Annotated in this window: 14 protein-coding genes; 11 read left to right on the top strand and 3 right to left on the bottom strand. The window is 69.4% G+C overall.

Annotated features, from left to right (window positions below; translation table 11 throughout):
• Positions 1 to 44: 44 nt before the first annotated feature.
• The 3 genes from LRP66_RS05665 to LRP66_RS05655 are packed head-to-tail and all read right to left on the bottom strand — an operon-like array spanning position 45 to position 1,821.
• A complete protein-coding gene (locus LRP66_RS05665; RefSeq protein WP_230481543.1) occupies positions 45 to 869 on the bottom strand; it encodes a hydrolase 1, exosortase A system-associated in 825 nt (274 codons plus the stop codon).
• On the bottom strand, positions 857 to 1,552 hold the full coding sequence (locus tag LRP66_RS05660) for a hypothetical protein (RefSeq protein ID WP_230481542.1): 696 nt from the start codon (positions 1,550 to 1,552) through the stop codon (positions 857 to 859). Before LRP66_RS05660 ends, LRP66_RS05665 begins: the two co-directional genes overlap by 13 nt.
• Positions 1,549 to 1,821 (bottom strand): acyl carrier protein, encoded by a 273-nt coding sequence (locus tag LRP66_RS05655; protein WP_230481541.1) that lies wholly within the window; start codon positions 1,819 to 1,821, stop codon positions 1,549 to 1,551. Before LRP66_RS05655 ends, LRP66_RS05660 begins: the two co-directional genes overlap by 4 nt.
• Before the next feature lie 656 nt (positions 1,822 to 2,477).
• On the opposite strand from LRP66_RS05655, the gene LRP66_RS05650 reads away from it, so the two are divergent.
• From LRP66_RS05650 to xrtA, 11 genes are all read left to right on the top strand, one after another.
• On the top strand, positions 2,478 to 3,968 hold the full coding sequence (locus LRP66_RS05650) for an AMP-binding protein (protein WP_230481540.1): 1,491 nt from the start codon (positions 2,478 to 2,480) through the stop codon (positions 3,966 to 3,968).
• Positions 3,965 to 5,191 (top strand): pyridoxal-dependent decarboxylase, exosortase A system-associated, encoded by a 1,227-nt coding sequence (locus LRP66_RS05645; RefSeq protein ID WP_230481539.1) that lies wholly within the window; start codon positions 3,965 to 3,967, stop codon positions 5,189 to 5,191. The genes LRP66_RS05650 and LRP66_RS05645 overlap by 4 nt, the downstream gene beginning before the upstream one ends.
• A gap of 93 nt (positions 5,192 to 5,284) precedes the next feature.
• On the top strand, positions 5,285 to 5,923 hold the full coding sequence (locus LRP66_RS05640; RefSeq protein WP_230481538.1) for an XrtA/PEP-CTERM system exopolysaccharide export protein: 639 nt from the start codon (positions 5,285 to 5,287) through the stop codon (positions 5,921 to 5,923).
• Positions 5,924 to 5,935: 12 nt separating this feature from the next.
• Positions 5,936 to 7,447: an XrtA system polysaccharide chain length determinant gene (locus tag LRP66_RS05635; protein ID WP_230481537.1), complete on the top strand. Its 1,512-nt coding sequence runs from the start codon at positions 5,936 to 5,938 to the stop codon at positions 7,445 to 7,447.
• 8 nt (positions 7,448 to 7,455) lie between these two features.
• Positions 7,456 to 8,568, top strand: coding sequence for an AAA family ATPase (locus LRP66_RS05630; RefSeq protein WP_230481536.1), 1,113 nt, complete (start codon positions 7,456 to 7,458; stop codon positions 8,566 to 8,568).
• A complete protein-coding gene (locus LRP66_RS05625) occupies positions 8,565 to 10,310 on the top strand; it encodes a hypothetical protein (protein ID WP_230481535.1) in 1,746 nt (581 codons plus the stop codon). Before LRP66_RS05630 ends, LRP66_RS05625 begins: the two co-directional genes overlap by 4 nt.
• 19 nt (positions 10,311 to 10,329) lie before the next feature.
• Positions 10,330 to 11,661, top strand: a complete 1,332-nt coding sequence (locus tag LRP66_RS05620) for an ExeA family protein (protein ID WP_230481534.1) — start codon at positions 10,330 to 10,332, stop codon at positions 11,659 to 11,661.
• The gene (locus LRP66_RS05615; protein ID WP_230481533.1) at positions 11,651 to 12,523 is read left to right on the top strand and encodes an XrtA system polysaccharide deacetylase; all 873 of its coding nucleotides are present in this window, start codon (positions 11,651 to 11,653) and stop codon (positions 12,521 to 12,523) included. Before LRP66_RS05620 ends, LRP66_RS05615 begins: the two co-directional genes overlap by 11 nt.
• Positions 12,520 to 13,557 carry a FemAB family XrtA/PEP-CTERM system-associated protein gene (locus tag LRP66_RS05610; RefSeq protein WP_230481532.1) on the top strand — a complete coding sequence of 346 codons (1,038 nt, stop codon included), beginning with the start codon at positions 12,520 to 12,522 and terminating at the stop codon, positions 13,555 to 13,557. The genes LRP66_RS05615 and LRP66_RS05610 overlap by 4 nt, the downstream gene beginning before the upstream one ends.
• Entirely contained in the window at positions 13,554 to 14,714 is a 1,161-nt protein-coding gene (locus LRP66_RS05605; RefSeq protein ID WP_230481531.1) for a TIGR03087 family PEP-CTERM/XrtA system glycosyltransferase, read from the top strand. Before LRP66_RS05610 ends, LRP66_RS05605 begins: the two co-directional genes overlap by 4 nt.
• A 2-nt stretch (positions 14,715 to 14,716) precedes the next feature.
• Entirely contained in the window at positions 14,717 to 16,228 is a 1,512-nt protein-coding gene (xrtA, locus tag LRP66_RS05600; RefSeq protein ID WP_230481654.1) for an exosortase A, read from the top strand.
• The last annotated feature ends 5 nt before the right edge of the window (positions 16,229 to 16,233 follow it).

Below are 16,233 nucleotides of genomic sequence, written 5' to 3'. Positions count from 1 at the left end.
GGGGCGGAGAGCCGTTCCGGTAAAAATCCTGATCTTAAAACATATTAACCGCTATTTTTCAGTTCCCGTGCGACGTCGCGATCTCGGCTCGCCCCGTCCGATATCGGAGCGGCAAGACGCGCGAGGATCGCTCGCTCGAGCCGGTCGAGCGCGTCGGCATAGCTGTGCGAGTCCGTCGGAAGCGCTTCGATCGCGAAGTTCTGGCTCCGTGCCGCCGCGCGGAATGCCACGCCCGTCGCATCGCCCCGCGCGACGACGATGTCGGCATCCGCGCCCCATCCGGCGATCGCCCCGAGCAGCGGTGCCGCCGTCGCGTCGAGCGGGGCGGGGGGCGCGGCGATCTTGGTCAATCCCTGGCGCAGCTTGCCCATGTCCACCGCGCCGCGAGCCAGCCGGAGCCATTCGCGCGGATCGATGAGCTTGCGCGCATAATGGCGGCGGATCGCGGCGGCCGGGGGCAGGGGATCGGGCTCGTCGGCCAGCCACGGATTGGACAGGAGAATGCGCGCCAGTCCAGCCTCCTGCCCGAACAGCGCGAGGGCGGCGGCGGCGTCGCAATTGCCGAAGCCGACCATGTGGCTACAGCCGCCATGCTCGGCAAAGGCCGCAGCGGCAGCGGCGATGTCGGGGCCGCTCGTCTCCCAGCCGCCATTCACCCCCTCGCTGTCGCCGACCCCCCGCCGGTCGAAGCGGAACACCGGATAGCCCCGCGCGGCGATCCGCGCCGCCACTATCGACTGGCCGCGATGGGCGCCCATGCGCGGTTCGTTGCCACCCGATACGATGAGCAGTCCGGTCGGCTGCGTCCCCTCGTCCAGCGTGCCGAACAGGGTGGCGTCGTGGCAGGGAAAGGCGATCAGCCTTCGCATGCGGCGATCCATGAGGCGATGTCCTGCGCCAATATCGTCGCCAGCGCCGGGTCGTCCTGCGGTTCGGCGCGGCGCCAGGGGGGGACGGCGTCGATCACACGGTCGGCGGCGGCGCGGTCATGGCCGAGCCGGACGACGCGGCGGGGGGTGTCCGGCTCATCGAACGGCACCATGCCCGCCAGTCCCGCCAGGAAATGCGGCGATACGCGATTGCCCGCGACCCGGACGGGGGACTCCGCCCCGAACAGGCCATGGTCGTCGCCGCGCAGACCCGCCGCCGCGCGTAGCCGGATCACGTCGCGCAGCACGGCTTCGCCTGTCATCGGCGTCAGGTGCCACCGCCCCGCCAGCAGCGCGAAGCCGTCGACCAACGCTCCCCCCCGGATCGACACGCCATAGCAACGGCGATCGCCCAGCGCCTCGGCCGCCGCCTGGTGCGCGTCACGCCATTGCATCAGGCTGGTGCGTTCGGTCTCGACCAGGCTTTCCCCCGTGCCCGGCCAGTCGGGCAGCGCGCCGCCGATGCCGTGATCGGCGAGCCGCCGCAGCATCGCCACCGCGACGCTGCGCATGCGATTGGCCTCTTCCCAGAAAGGCAGCGCGACCAGGACGACCGGCCCCTGGGCGGGACCGAAGCGCAACATCGCCTCGCGCCCGCCGGGCCAGTCATAATGGTCGATCAAGCGGGCGCCTTGGCGTTGGCGAAGGCGACGAGCTGGCCGAATGTCTCCAGCATCTCGCCATCGACCTCGTCATCCTCGATCAGGATGCCGAGCCGATCCTCGAGCTCGGTCAGCACGCCCGCGACGGCCATCGAGTCCAGTTCGGGAAGCGCGCCGAACAGCGGCGTCCCGGCATGAAAGCCCGCGACGCGCTCCGGCAACAGCCCCAGCACATCGGCCAGCACGCCGCGCACCGTCGCCTCCACATCTCCGCTCGCCTGGAGTTCCAAACCCTGTCGTCCCGCTGTTCGTGTCTCTGCGACAAGCGTTAGTGCGGCGACGGGCGTTGGGCAACCGGCGAAGGCTTCGGGGTTGCGGTGGGACAAGGTGGCGGCTTCGATCGTGGCGTTGCTGGCAGACGGTTCGGGAGCGTGGCGCGTGCGGGAGACCCAGGCCCTCCCCCAGCCCCTCCCGCTTGCGGGAGGGGAGTGGCGACGGACTGGCGGCGAGAGCTGGACCTGGCCCCCTCCCGCAGGCGGGAGGGGGTTGGGGGAGGGGCCGCGGTTTCGGGTTAAGCCCGCCGCTGTTGCTTTTGGAGTTTCGCCGGAAGCGGGTTCGGCTGCGTGGCGCGTGCAGGAGACCCAGGCCCTCCCCCAGCCCCTCCCGCTTGCGGGAGGGGAGTGGCGGTGGACTGGCGGCGAGGGCTGGACCAAGCCCCCTCCCGCAGGCGGGAGGGGGTTGGGGGAGGGGACACGGTTTCGGGTTAAGCCCGCCGCTTCTGCTTTTCGAGTTTTGCCGGAAGCGGGTTCGGGTGCGTGGCGCGTGCCGGAAACCCAGGCCCTCCCCAGTAGGCGAGTGGCAGTGGACTCACACCTCTTGCCGGGCACGGCGAGTGCCATGCCCGCCTTGGCTCGACTTTATCCCCTCGCGCCCTGTAGATGGCCCGATGACCCTCGATCCGACCGCCTATCCGATCGACCATGTCCTTCGCGGCGCGGCGTACGCGCCCGCGCTGATCCTGCGTGAGGGCACGCTGAGCTATGCCGAAATCGAGGATGCCGTCGCCCGGCTTGCCGGGTGGCTCGCGGCGCAGGGCTTCGCACCGGGCGACCGGGTGGCGAGCTGGTTGCCCAAGACGCGCGCTGCCGCCTTGATGCCGCTCGCGGCGCCGCGAGCGGGGCTGGTGCATGTGCCGGTCAATCCGCTGCTCAAGCGGGCGCAGGTCGCGCATATCCTGGCCGATAGCGGGGCCGCGATGCTGCTGACCCAGGCGCCGCGCGCGGCGACGCTGGAGGATGGCGATGTCCCCGCCTCGACGCGGCTGGTCGTGGAGCTGGGCGAGGGGGATAGGTTGCCCCCCTCGGCCGCCGACCCCGATACGCTGGCGGCGATCCTCTACACCTCGGGGTCGACCGGGCGGCCGAAGGGCGTGATGCTGAGCCATGCCAACCTCTGGTACGGCGCGGTGTCGGTGGCGAGCTATCTCGGGATGGCGTCCGACGACCGCGTCCTCGCGGTCCTGCCGTTCAGCTTCGACTATGGGCAGAACCAGCTTTTCTCGACCTGGGCGGCGGGTGGTGCGGTGGCACCGCTCGACTATCTGACCCCTCGAGACGTGGTGAAGGCCGTCGCGCGGACCGCTGCGACGACGATCGCCGGCGTGCCGCCGCTGTGGACACAATTGCTTTCGGCGACATGGCCGGAGGAGGCGATCGCGCCGATCCGCCGCCTGACCAATTCCGGCGGCGCGTTGACCGAGCGGCTGGTCCGGGGCCTGCGCGAGCGGTTTCCGGCGGCGGATCTCTACGCCATGTACGGCCTGACCGAGGCGTTTCGCTCGACCTATCTCGACCCGGCGCTGATCGACGCGCACCCCGATGCGATCGGGCGGGCGATCCCCTTCGCCGAACTGATGGTGCTGCGTCCCGATGGCAGCCCGGCGGCGACGGGAGAGCCCGGTGAGTTGGTCCATGCCGGGCCGCTGGTCGCGCAGGGCTATTGGCGCGATGCCGAGCGGACGGCACGGCGTTTCCGCCCCGCGCCGGGATGGCCGCGTGCGGTCTGGTCGGGCGATACCGTGGTCGAGGGCTCGGACGGACTGCTCCGCTTCATCGGGCGCGATGACGAGATGATAAAGGTCGCGGGCAACCGGATCAGCCCGCAGGAGGTCGAGGAGGCCGTGCTGTCGGGCGGCGAGGCGCGCGAGGCGGTCGCGATCGGCATGGCCGACGAGGCGCAGGGGCAGGCGATCGTCGTGGCAGTGGCGGGCGATGCGGCGGCGGAGCCCGGCCTGCGCGCGCGGTTGAAGCGCGACCTCCCCAATTTCATGCAGCCGGTCCGCTATGACTGGCATGACGAATTGCCGCGCAACGCGAACGGCAAGCTCGACCGCGCCGCCTTGCGCCGGGCGCTGCTGGACAAGGACGGCACCCGATGAAGCCGATGGGGCCCATCCCCCCCGAATTCGCGCGCCAGCAGGGCGCGCTGATCGTCGCCGGGCGGACCGCGAATGACTGGATGCAGGGCAGGGACGGGCCCTTGTTCGTCTACGACCCCGCGATCGTCGCGGCGCGGGCGGCGCGGTTTCGGGCGGCGTTCCCGTCGATCGATCTTCATTATGCGATCAAGGCCAATCCCTTCGCGCCGCTGTTATCGGCGATGGCGGCCATGGTCGACGGCTTCGACGTCGCCTCGGCGGGCGAGCTGGCCAAGGTCGCGGGGCTGGGCAGGCCGGTCAGTTTCGCCGGGCCCGGCAAGCGCGACGCGGAGCTGTCCGCCGCGATCGTCGGCGGCGTCACGCTGAACCTGGAGTCGGAGGGGGAGGCGATGCGCGCGCTCGCCATCGCCGAGCGACTGGGGGTTCGGCCTCGCCTCGCCGTGCGGGTGAACCCCGATATCGAGCTGCGCGGATCGGGGATGAAGATGGGTGGCCGACCGTCGCCCTTCGGCATCGACGCGCAACGCGTGCCAGCGCTGGTTCGCCAACTGGTCGCGGCGGGGGCGGACTGGCGCGGCTTCCATATCTATGCGGGCAGCCAGGCGCTCGACCCGCAGGCGATCATCGATACCCAGGCGGCGACGATCGCGCTCGCGGCCCGGCTGGCGGACGAAGCGGGACAGGTGCCGCCGCTGGTCAACCTGGGCGGCGGGTTCGGCGTACCCTATTTCGCGGGGGACACCGCGCTCGACATAGAGGTGGTTGGCGCGGCGCTGGAGCAGGCGGTGTCCGACAGGCCCGCGATCCTGGCGGACAGTCGGTTCGCGATCGAGCTCGGCCGCTGGCTGGTCGCCGAGGCGGGCGTGTATCTGGCGCGGGTCGTCGATCGCAAGGAGAGCGGAGGGGAATGCTTCCTGATCCTCGACGGCGGGCTCAATCACCAGCTCGCGGCGAGCGGGAATTTCGGCACGGTGGTCCGGCGCAACTATCCCCTGGCGCTGGCCCATGCGATGGGGACGGAGCCGGTGGAGACGGTGTCGGTCGTGGGGCCGCTCTGCACCCCGCTCGACCGGCTCGGCGACAAGGTCGCGCTGCCAGCGGGACAGGTCGGCGATGTGGTCGCGATCTTCCTGGCGGGTGCCTATGGCGCGTCGGCGAGCCCGGCCGCCTTTCTCGGTCATCCCCCCGCCGGGGAAGAGATGGGTGCGGTCGCAAGGGCATAACTCTATGTTCACCTATTGGGTGGCATAGCCGACCGTGCGCAATTTGCCTTTCGTCCCCGTGTTCGGGCCGGATGGTTCAGGAGACTTGTTCGCATGGCATCGTTCGCCCGTCCCCTTCTGGTCGCAGGCCTTGCCGCCTCGACGCTGACCGCGTGCTCGACGCCGGGCAACAAGTCCGGGCTGCCCTCGGCCGGTTATGTCGCGCGCAAGGAGCAGCCGGGCGAGGAATATGTGATCGGCCCGCTCGACACGCTCAACATCTTCGTCTGGCGCAATCCGGACCTGTCGACCAAGGTCCAGGTGCGCCCCGATGGTCGCATCACCACGCCGCTGGTCAACGACATGTCCGCGGTCGGCAAGACGCCCTCGATGCTCGCCGACGACATGAAGAAGGCGCTGTCGGAATATGTCTCCAATCCGATCGTCTCGGTGATCGTCGAGAATTTTTCGGGGACCTATAGCCAGCAGGTGCGCATCGTCGGCGCGACCGAGCGACCGGCCAGCATCCCCTACCGCGCCAACATGACGCTGCTCGACGCGATGATCGCGGTGGGCGGGCTGAACCAATATGCCGCCGGTAACAAGGCCAAGCTGGTTCGGACCGACCGCCAGACCGGCAAGCAGCAAGAATATGCGTTGCAGATCAACGACCTGCTTCGGAAGGGCGACTCCAGCGCCAATGTCCGGCTGGAACCGGGCGACGTCATCATCATCCCCGAATCGATGTTCTGAGGTCGATCGCAGGTGTCGAGCATTCAGGACGAGATCCGCATCGCGATCCACGCCATCTGGATCCGCCGCTGGCTGGCGCTGGGGGTGGCCTGGGCGGTGTGCATAGTGGGGTGGCTGTTCGTCGCGCAGATCCCCAGCAAATATGAATCGCGGGCACGTATCGCGGTCCAGAATTCGCAGATCCTGCCCGACGGCATGACCAATGGTCAGCCAAACGACATGGATTCGGTCGACCGCGTCCGCCAGACGCTGATCTCCGCGATCAACCTGCAAAAGGTGGTGCGCGGGACCGATCTCGCCGCGACGGTGTCGAGCGACGCCGATGTCGCGGCGCGCGTGTCGGCGCTGGCTTCGGCGATCAAGATCGAGAACCAGCAGGACACCATCTTCCAGCTCACCGTCACCCAGTCCAGCCCCAAGCTGGCGCAGCAGGTTGCGCAGAAGCTGATCGACATCTTCGTCGAATCCAATCTGGTCGGCGATCGCAACAATACCAACCAGAGCCTGACCTTCCTCGACAAGCAGTTGAGTGACCGGCAGAAACAGCTCCAGATCGCCGAGGCGCGGCGGGCCCAGTATCAGAACCAGTTCCTGGGCGGCCTGCCCGGCACGGGGTCGGTCGCGGACCGGATCGGGCTTGCCCGTTCGCAGATGGCGCAGGTCGACAGCGACCTCGCCGCCGCCCAGTCCAGCTTCGCGGCGGTGCAAGGCCAGTTGGCGGGGACGCCGCGCGCGGTCAGCGACGGCGGCGGTGCGGCGGTCAGCCCCGCGCGGGCGCGGCTGGCGACGATCCAGGGCCAGCTCACCGATGCGCGGGCACGCGGCTATACCGAGAACCATCCGGACGTCGTCGCGCTGAAGAACCAGCTTGCGGCGGCGCAGGCGGCGGTCCGCGCCGAACCGGCGGGTGGCGCGGTGGGCGGCCAGCCCAACCCGCTCTACATGTCGCTGCAGTCGATGGCGGCGGAGAAGCAGGCACAGCTCGCCAGCCTGAAGATCCGCAAGTCGCAGTTGCAGAACGACCTCGACCGGCTGAACGCCAGCCTGTCGAGCGATCCCGACGCGACGGCGGCGCAGGGGGCCAATGATCGCGACTACCAGGTGTTGAAGGACAGCTACGACCAGTTGCTCCGCCAGCGCGAACAGGTCGCGTTGCGCGGCCAGGCGCGGAACCAGACCGATGCCATGCGGTTCAGCGAGATCGACCCGCCGACCTATCCACGCGCGCCGACCGCACCCAACCGGATGCTGTTGCTCAGCATGGTGTTCGCGGCGGGGCTGGGGCTCGGCGTCGGATCGGCCTTCGCCCTGTCCAAGCTGCGCCAGACCTTCACCACGCCACAGTCGCTCCAGCGGACGATGGGGATGCCGGTGATCGGCGCGATCGGTGAGGTCGTGACCCGTGGCCAGGCGACGGCACGCGCCCAGCGGTTGAAACTGTTCCTTGGCGGGACGGCGGCCTTGGGCGGCGCCTATGTGATGGTGTTGGCGATCGAGCTATTGCAACGGGGAATGGCCGCGTGAACGAAAGCGTGAAACCCACCAAACCCCGCCGGGAACAGTCGCTGCTCGAGCGTGCGGCGAACGTGTATGATTTCAATACATATGCGCGCACGCCCCCGCCGCCAGCGCCAACCGTGCCGCCAGCGTCACCCGCGCCGCCGGTCGAGTCCGTCGCTGCCGTCGTGCCGGAACCGGTCGTCGAACCCGCGCCTGAAACCTCGCGTCCGGACACGCCGCCCGCCTGGACCCCGCCCGCCTTGATCGCGCCAGACGAATCCCCGGTCGCGCCGCAGCCCGACGAGGCCTTGCCCGCCTCGCTCAGTGCCATTCCGGCGGAGTTCCTGGCACAGCCGGGCGACGAGGAATTCCTGGCCAGCGAATATAATCCGGGCTTCTCGGACGTGGCGATGGTCGATCGGGCGATGCTGGCCGAGAACGGCATGATCGTCCCCGGCGCGCCGATCGGGCCGCTGGCCGAGGAATTCCGGCTGGTGAAGCGGCAATTGATCATCACCAGCCACCGGCTGGCCGAGGGGGGAGAGACCGACCGCGCGCGCGTCGTGCTGATCTGCTCGGCGCGGCCGCAGGACGGCAAGACCTTCTGCTCGGTCAACCTGGCGCTGTCGCTCGCGGCCGAGCGCGATACCGAGGTGCTGCTGGTCGATGCCGACGTCGCCAAGCCCGACGTGCTGGCGCGGCTCGGTCTGGCCGAGGGGCCGGGTCTGCTCGACGCGCTGGACGATAGCAGCATCGATGTCGAGTCGCTGGTGATCCGCACCGACGTGCCGCATCTCTCGGTCCTGGCATGTGGCACCCGCACCGCCAGCGATACCGAACTGCTCGCCTCCGCCCGGACGCGTGCGGTGGTGCAGCGGCTGTTGTCCGCCAATCCGCGTCGGCTGGTGATCTTCGACTCGCCACCCGCGCTGGCGGCGTCGCCCGCCTCGGTGCTGGCGATGCTGGCGGGGCAGGTGATGATGGTCGTCCGCGCCGACCGCACGCCCGAGAGCGAGGTCTCGGCGGCGGTCGCGCTGCTCGACGCTTGCGAGCATATCCAGCTGGTCCTCAACAGCGTCGCCTTCGTCCCCGGCAGCCGCCGGTTCGGTTATTACGGCAAATATGGGAAAGACGGCGCACTGTGACGCGTGCGCGCGTCCTTCTGACCGGGGCCGTGTGCGGGTTGGCGGCATGGCCGACCGCGCTCGTCGCCCAGGTTCAGGGCGGCGCGGTTTCCCCCGTTGGTCCAGGCACGGTGCCGGGCGGCGCATCGCCGGTGCCGACGAACGCCGATCCGACCCAGCCGGGCACCGCGCCTGGTACGACGAGCGGCGATACGACACGGCCCGACCGGCCGCGCGCGAGGCTGACCCCCTATGTCGAAGTGGGACAGTTGCTCAGCGCCGACCTCAATCGCGGCGATGTCGTCACCTATACGACGCTGGCCGCCGGGGTGAATGCGGCGGTGTCGACCGCGCGGGCCGAGGGGCAGATCAGCTATCGCTACGAACATCGTATCGGCTGGAGCGACGAGGCGGGATCGGGTGACGTGCATAGCGGGCTGGCGCGCGGCAGCTACCGGGTCACGCGCGAGCTGAGCATCGACGGCGGGGCATTGGCGACGCGCAGTCGTGCGGATATCCGGGGCGCGGCGCCGGGCGTTCTGGTCGGCGATATCGGCAACATCTCGCAAATCTATTCGGCCTATATCGGTCCGTCGCTGGTCACGCAGGCGGGGCCGGTGCAGATCGCCGCCAATTACCGGTTGGGCTATACGCGGGTCGACACGCCGGGGGTGGGCGGCCTGGCGCCGGGCGTGCCGCGCCTCGATTATTTCAGCGACAGCGTGAACCAGCTCGCCACGTTCAGCGCGACGGCGCGGCCGGGCGCGGTGGCGCCAGTCGGCCTGTCGTTCAACGCCGCCTATGACCGCGACGATGCCGGACAACTGGCGCAGCGTTACGAGGGCTGGTTCGTGCGCGGCGACGTGCTGAAGCCGATTTCACCCTATGTCGCGCTGACCGCCGGGGTCGGCTATGAGCGCATCCAGACCAGCCAGCGCGACGCGGAGCTGGACGCCGCCGGTCGCCCGCTGGTCGACAGCCGTGGCCGTTTCCTCACCGATCCCGACGGGCCGCGACGAATCGCCTATCGAACCGAGGGCGTCTATTACGACGCGGGTGTGATCTGGCGCCCCAACCGCCGCACCTCGGTCGAGGGGCATGTCGGCGAGCGGTACGGCTCGCTCAGCGTCACCGGCCTGGCGCGCTATCAGGCGTCGCGCGACGTCATGATCCAGGCCGCGGTCTATGACGGCATCCAGACCTTCGGGCGGCAGTTGCGCAACGGCCTGTCCAACCTGCCGACCAACTTCATCGAAACGCGCGATGCGTTCGGGCAGCAGTTCAACGGTTGCACCTTCTCGGCGACGGGGACGACGCCCGGCGGGTGCCTCAACGACGTGCTGCAATCGGTGCAGACATCGGTCTACCGCGCGCGCGGGATCGACGCGACGATAGCGCTGTCGCGTGGGCGCTCGACGCTGGGCTTCGGCATCGGTTACGCCAATCGGCGGCTGTTCGCGCCCGACCAGGCCCCCGGCCTCATCGTCTATGGCGCCGAGGACGACAGCTATTACGCGCAGATTTTCTTCGGCCACGCGCTCAGCCGCAATTCGGGGCTTAACGTGAATGGCTTCGTTAACTATTATGCCAGTAGGTTGGCGGGGTCCGAGGATGTGGTGTCGCTGGGAACAACCGCCAGTTATTACCGCAATTTCGGACGGCTCGGAACAACCGCGTCGGTGGGATTGTATCATTTCACGGTCGGCGACCTGACCAACGCCCTGGCGGCGCAGGCCCTGATCGCCGCAAGATATCAATTCTGACCGGCCGAAAGGCACGATGATGTACGAGACCCATTTCGGTCTGGGCGAGCGCCCGTTTCAACTGACGCCGGACCCGCGTTTCTGGTACGAGACCGCCACCCATGGCAAGGCGATGGCCTATCTCGGCTATGGCCTGGCGCAGGGCGAGGGCTTCATCGTCATCACCGGCGATGTCGGCGCGGGCAAGACGACGTTGGTCGGCCATCTGGTCGAGACCATCGATTCGCGGCGCTTGAAGATCCTTCACATCGTATCGACCGCCGTCGAGCCGCATGACCTTCTGCGCGTTCTGGCCGAACAGCTTGGCGTCGACGGGCACGGCCTGTCCAAGGCGTCGCTGCTGTCGGGTATCGAGCGCGCGCTCAACGGCATCGCGCGTGACGGTCGCCGCATCCTGATGATCGTCGACGAGGCGCAGGCGCTGCCGCTCGCCTCGCTCGAGGAACTTCGGATGCTCTCCAACTTCCAGGCGGGCGGCCATGCGCTGCTCCAGATCCTGCTGGTCGGCCAGCCCGAATTCCGCGACCGCCTGCTCGGTTCGGCGGCGGTCGAACAGCTTCGGCAGCGCGTCATCGCCATCCATCATCTCGACCCGATGGAAGCCGACGAAGTCCCCGACTATATCGCGCACCGCCTGGCCGTCGCGGGATGGACGGGACGCCCCGACTTCGCCGCCGACGCCTTCGATGCGCTCTACGAGGTGTCGGGGGGCGTGCCGCGTCGCCTGAACGTGCTGGCGGGGCGCGCCCTGTTGCAGGCCGCGGTCGAGGGGATCGAAATGATCGGCGCCGACACGGTCCGGAGCGTCGCGGCCGACATGGCCGCCGATCTGGGGGGCGACCGCAGCCCGGCGGTTGCCGAGGCGTCGCCCGTCGAGGAACGCCCGGTATTCAGCGCGTCCGCAATGCGCTCGTTCAAGCTCAGCGGCGCGACGATCAACGTCGCGGTCGCCGGAAGTCCCGCGCCGCAGGCACCGGCCGACCCGATCGTGCGCACGCCCGTCACGCCGCAGGCCGAGACGCCGCGCTACCGCGTCGTCGCCCCGCCGCCCGCCCCCGAACCGGTATCGCTCCGCCCCAAGCCGCAGCCCGTGCCCCAGGCCGTAGCCGAACCCGCTCCCGAGCCCGTCCCCGAACCCCTCATCGAAGCTCCGGCCGCCGCCGCCCCGTCGGTCGACGCGCTCGAGGACCGGGTCGCGCAGCTCGAGGCCCGGCTGGAGCAACAGGAAGCGGCGCTGCGCCGCGTCCTGACCCTGCTGGTCGACTGGTCGGAGATCGACAATCGCGGTGGCGATGCGCGTCGCGACGAGGTGTCGACCATTCGTCCGGGGAAGTGGGGCCATGCCGCCTGAGGGCGCGGCTGCCGCCGCTCCGCCGCGCAATGGCATGTCGGTCGATGTCGAGGAATGGTTTCAGGTCGGGGCCTTCGAAAAGACGATCGCCAAGTCCGACTGGGACAGCCTGGACAGCCGGGTGGAGGCCAATACCGACGCCGTCCTGTCGCTGTTCGCCGAGACCGACACGCGGGCGACCTTCTTCACGCTGGGCTGGGTCGCGCATCGCCATCCCGCGCTGATCCGCCGCATCGTCGATGCCGGGCATGAGATGGCGAGCCACGGCTGGGATCACCAGCGCGTCTTCACCATGACCGCCGACCAGTTTCGCGCCGACCTCGCGCGCGCGCGGGCGGCGATCGAGGATGCGGGCGGACAGGCCGTCACCGGCTATCGCGCGCCGAGCTTCTCGATTGATCGCCGCACGCCCTGGGCGCATATGGTCTTGGCCGAGTCGGGCTATCGTTATTCCTCCAGCGTCGCGCCGCTTCGCCACGATCATTATGGCTGGGCCGAGTCGCCGCGTTACGCATGGCGCCCGCTGGCCGATTCCGGGCTGATCGAATTGCCGGTGACGGTCGCGCAGTTCGGTGCGCGGCGGCTGGCGACCGGCGGCGGCTTCTTCCGGATGCTGCCCGCCAAGCTGACCGATGTCGCGGTCGGGCAGGTCAATCGCGACGCGCATGGTGCGATCTTCTATTTCCACCCCTGGGAGGTCGATCCGGACCAGCCCCGTGTGGCCGATGCGCCGCTTCGCTCGCGCGTCCGGCATTATAGTCGGCTCGGCGCGATGGCGGGCAAGCTGCGCGGCCTGTTGACCCGGCATGACTGGGGCCGGGTCGATCATGTCGCGGCCGAGGAAGCGGCGCGTCTGGCATGACGTTCACCGTGCCGAGCATCCGCGTCGCCGACCTGGCGCGCGAGGCGGAATGCGCGCGGATCGATGCTTTCGTCGCGGCGCAGGCCGCGGGCACGCCCTTTCATCTGACCGGCTGGCTTCGCGCCGGTGCGGCGGGATGTGGGCAGCGCGCGCACTATCTGGTGGCCGAGGATGCGGCGGGGGCGATCACCGGCGTCCTGCCGCTGAGCGAAATCCGTTCGCCGTTGTTCGGTGCGGCGATGGTGTCGACCGGCTTCGGCGTCGACGGCGGCGTGCTGGGGCAGGGGGGCGACGCGCTGGCCGATGCGGCCTGGACCCTGGCGGGGGAGCGCAGGATCGGCTCGGTCGAGCTGCGCGGCGGGCCGGTTCCTCGCGGGTGGGCGGCGGATGCGGAGAGCTACCTCGGCTTCGTCCGACCCATCGCGGCGGACGACGAGGCCGAATTGAAGGCGATCCCGCGCAAACAGCGCGCCGAGGTCCGCAAGGCGCTGTCGCAGGATCTGGACGTCGCGGTCGGTCGTGACCCGGCGATGCTGGCCGAGCATTACCGCATCTATGCCGAGTCGGTCCGCAATCTGGGGACGCCGGTCTTTCCGGCCGGGCTATTCCGCGAGGCGGTCGCGCGGATGGACGCCGATGTGCTGACGATACGGCATCGGGGACGCGCGGTGGCGAGCGTGCTCAACCTCTATCATGGCGGCACCGTCTATCCCTATTGGGGCGGGGGTACGCAGGCGGCACGCGGGTTGCGCGCCAATGACATGATGTATTTCGCGCTGATGCGACATGCCCGCGAACGCGGCTGCCACCGGTTCGACTTCGGCCGGTCGAAGGTCGGAACGGGCGCGGCGGCGTTCAAGAAGAATTGGGGGTTCGAGGGGCGGCCGCTGGTCTATGCCAGCCGCAGCATGACGGGGCCGCGCACGATCAACCCGCTCAATCCCAAATATGCGCTGATGATCGCGGTGTGGAAGCGGTTGCCGGTCTGGGCGGCAAGGCTGGCGGGGCCGCCGATCGCACGGGGCCTTGGGTGAGGGACCTGCTGTTCCTGGCGCATCGTGCGCCCTTTCCCCCCGATCGCGGCGACAAGATCCGCAGCTATCACGTGCTGCGCCACCTGACCCGCGACTGGCGCGTCCACCTCTGCGCCTTTGGCGAGGGCGAGGCGGATTTCGATCCGCCGCCCGCTATCGGCGAACGGCTGGCCAGCTGCCATATCGTCCGACGGACCAAGCCGATGCCCGTCGCGGCGATCCAGGCATTGGCCAGTGGCGCGCCGATCTCGCTTCCCGCCTTCGCGCATCCCGCCATGTCGCGCGCGGTTGCGCGGGTGCGGGCCGGGCATCGTCTTGCGGCAAGCTACGTCTTCTCCGGCCAGATGGCGCAGTATCGCGGGGCCGAACCGACGATCATGGATATGGTCGATGTCGACTCCGCCAAATTCGCCGCCCTGGCCGGGACCGCCCGCTGGCCGATGCGTGGCGTCCTGGCCCGCGAGGCGAAGCGGCTGGGTGATTACGAGCGCCAGGTTGGACAGGAGGTCGACGCCACCCTGTTCGTCAGCGAGGCCGAGGCGGCGCTGTTCCGATCGGGCGGCGGCGAAGGACGGATAGTGGCGATCGAGAACGGGATTGACGCCCGGGCCTATGATCCCGCCACAATGGCCCTGGAGCGGCCTGACGCGCCGTTGATCGTCTTCACCGGGCAGATGGACTATCGCCCCAATATCGACGCTGTGACGCGCTTCGTGACGCGCATCCTGCCATTGGTTCGGGCCGAGCGTCCGGCGGCGCGCTTCGCCATCGTCGGGCGTGCGCCGAGCCCGGCGGTGCGACGTCTGGCGGGGGAGGGGGTGATCGTCACCGGCGAGGTGCCCGATACCCGCATCTGGCTGGCCCGCGCCGCCGTCTGCGTCGCGCCGCTGACGCTGGCGCGCGGGATCCAGAACAAGCTACTGGAGGCGATGGCGATGGCACGCCCCGTCGTCGCCTCGGTCGCGGCGGCGGAGGGGATCGATCATGACGGCACCATCGCGGTCGCGAACGACGACCGGGACTTCGCGGACAAGGTCATCGCCGCGTTGAACGGCCCCACCGATAATCCGCGCGCACGGGCGCAGGTGCTCGCCCGCTATGACTGGACGGCGCGTCTCGCGCCGCTCGATGACCTGCTGGGGGACGTGGCGTCGTGACGATGGGCGAGGGGGTGAAGGCGGGGCGCTGGCCCTATCATCTGGGGCTGCTCGGCGCGGCGGTTCTGGTGGTGCTGGCGCTGTTCGCGCGTGACGTGGCCCATCTGGTCGAAATCTGGTGGACCAGCACGACCTATGGCCACTGCCTCTTCATCGGCCCGGTGGTGGGATGGCTGGTCTGGCAGCGTCGTGCCGAGCTGTCGCGACTGACCCCCGTCGCCTGGTGGCCGGGGCTGATCCTGGTCGCGGGTGGCGGTCTGATCTGGTTGCTGGGCGAGTCGGCGACGGTCGCGCTGATCCGGCAGATGGGGCTGGTCGCGGTGGTCGAGGGGCTGGTCGTGACCCTGCTCGGCCCGATGGTCGCGCGGGGGCTGCTGTTCCCGCTCGCCTATGCCTGGTTCCTGGTGCCGTTCGGGGCGGAACTGGAAAAGCCGCTCCAGCAGATCACCGTGTCGATCGTCATGCCGCTGCTCGACTGGAGCGGTATTCCCGCCTCGGCCGACGGCGTGCTCATCCACGCCGGACGCTATTGGTTCGAAGTGGCGGAGGCCTGTTCGGGCTCCAAATTCGTCCTCGCCATGGTGGCCTTCGCCGCGCTGGTCGCCAATCTGTGCTTCAGGTCGCCCTGGCGGCGCGGCATCTTCATGACCGTGTCGCTGATCGTCCCGGTCATCGCCAACGGCATTCGCGCCTGGGGAACGATCTTCGCCGCCGACAAGACCTCGATCGAGGTGGCGGGGGGCGTCGACCATATCATCTTCGGCTGGGTCTTCTTCGCGCTCGTCATGGCGGCGGTACTGGCGATCGGGTGGCAATTCTTCGACCGCTCGCCCGACGATCCCGCCTTCGATCCGTTGCGATTGCAGGCGATGCCGGGGCACCGCATCGACCCGCTGCTCGCCGCGATCCTGGCGCTGGCGATCACCGCCGTCTATCCGAGCTGGAGCAGCTATGCGGGCGGGCGCCGGGCCATGCTGCCCGCCAGCATGGGCCTGCCCGATGTGCCGGGCTGGACCCCGGCGGAACAGCGCAGCGCCTGGCGGCCCGATTATCCCGGTGCCGATGCCGTCCTGCTGCGCAGCTACAAGGACGCGGACGGCCATCAGGTCGACCTGGCGGTGGGGGTCTTCGCCGGCCAGCGCGAGGGGGGCAAGCTGGGCGCGTTCGGCACCGGCATCCTGCACGAGGATGATCGATGGATCCGCGTCGCCGATCTCGGGCGGATCGCGGGCGGCGACACCGTCCGGCTGGTCACGACGGGGCCGAATGGCCAACAGGTCCAGCGCGACGTTGCGACATGGTATCGGATCGGCGATAGGCTGACCCCGGATATGCGACGCGTGAAGATCGAGACGATGAAGGCCCGCTTGCTGGGCCAGCGCCAGATGGCGGTGGCGGTGCATGTCGCGAGCGAGGGCGACGATCCTACCGCGATCGAGGCGTTCGTGCGCGCGCTTGGCCCCGTCGACCGGTTCGCCGACCGCCTGACCGGCCACGTGACTGTGCAGCGCTGACCGCG

Source organism: Sphingomonas sp. Leaf21 (assembly GCF_916858675.1).
Classification (GTDB): Bacteria; Pseudomonadota; Alphaproteobacteria; order Sphingomonadales; family Sphingomonadaceae; genus Sphingomonas.
The sequence above is the reverse complement of the archived record's forward strand: the minus strand, read 5'-3'. Positions and strand labels throughout refer to the sequence as shown.

Bases quoted from the DNA above. Each gene is read 5' to 3' on its own strand.
- LRP66_RS05665 (WP_230481543.1), bottom strand. From the start codon at position 869: ATGCGAAGGCTGATCGCCTTTCCCTGCCACGACGCCACCCTGTTCGGC.
- LRP66_RS05650 (WP_230481540.1), top strand. From the start codon at position 2,478: ATGACCCTCGATCCGACCGCCTATCCGATCGACCATGTCCTTCGCGGC.
- xrtA (WP_230481654.1), top strand. From the start codon at position 14,717: ATGGGCGAGGGGGTGAAGGCGGGGCGCTGGCCCTATCATCTGGGGCTG.
- LRP66_RS05615 (WP_230481533.1), top strand. From the start codon at position 11,651: ATGCCGCCTGAGGGCGCGGCTGCCGCCGCTCCGCCGCGCAATGGCATG.
- LRP66_RS05620 (WP_230481534.1), top strand. From the start codon at position 10,330: ATGTACGAGACCCATTTCGGTCTGGGCGAGCGCCCGTTTCAACTGACG.
- LRP66_RS05645 (WP_230481539.1), top strand. From the start codon at position 3,965: ATGAAGCCGATGGGGCCCATCCCCCCCGAATTCGCGCGCCAGCAGGGC.
- LRP66_RS05610 (WP_230481532.1), top strand. From the start codon at position 12,520: ATGACGTTCACCGTGCCGAGCATCCGCGTCGCCGACCTGGCGCGCGAG.
- LRP66_RS05640 (WP_230481538.1), top strand. From the start codon at position 5,285: ATGGCATCGTTCGCCCGTCCCCTTCTGGTCGCAGGCCTTGCCGCCTCG.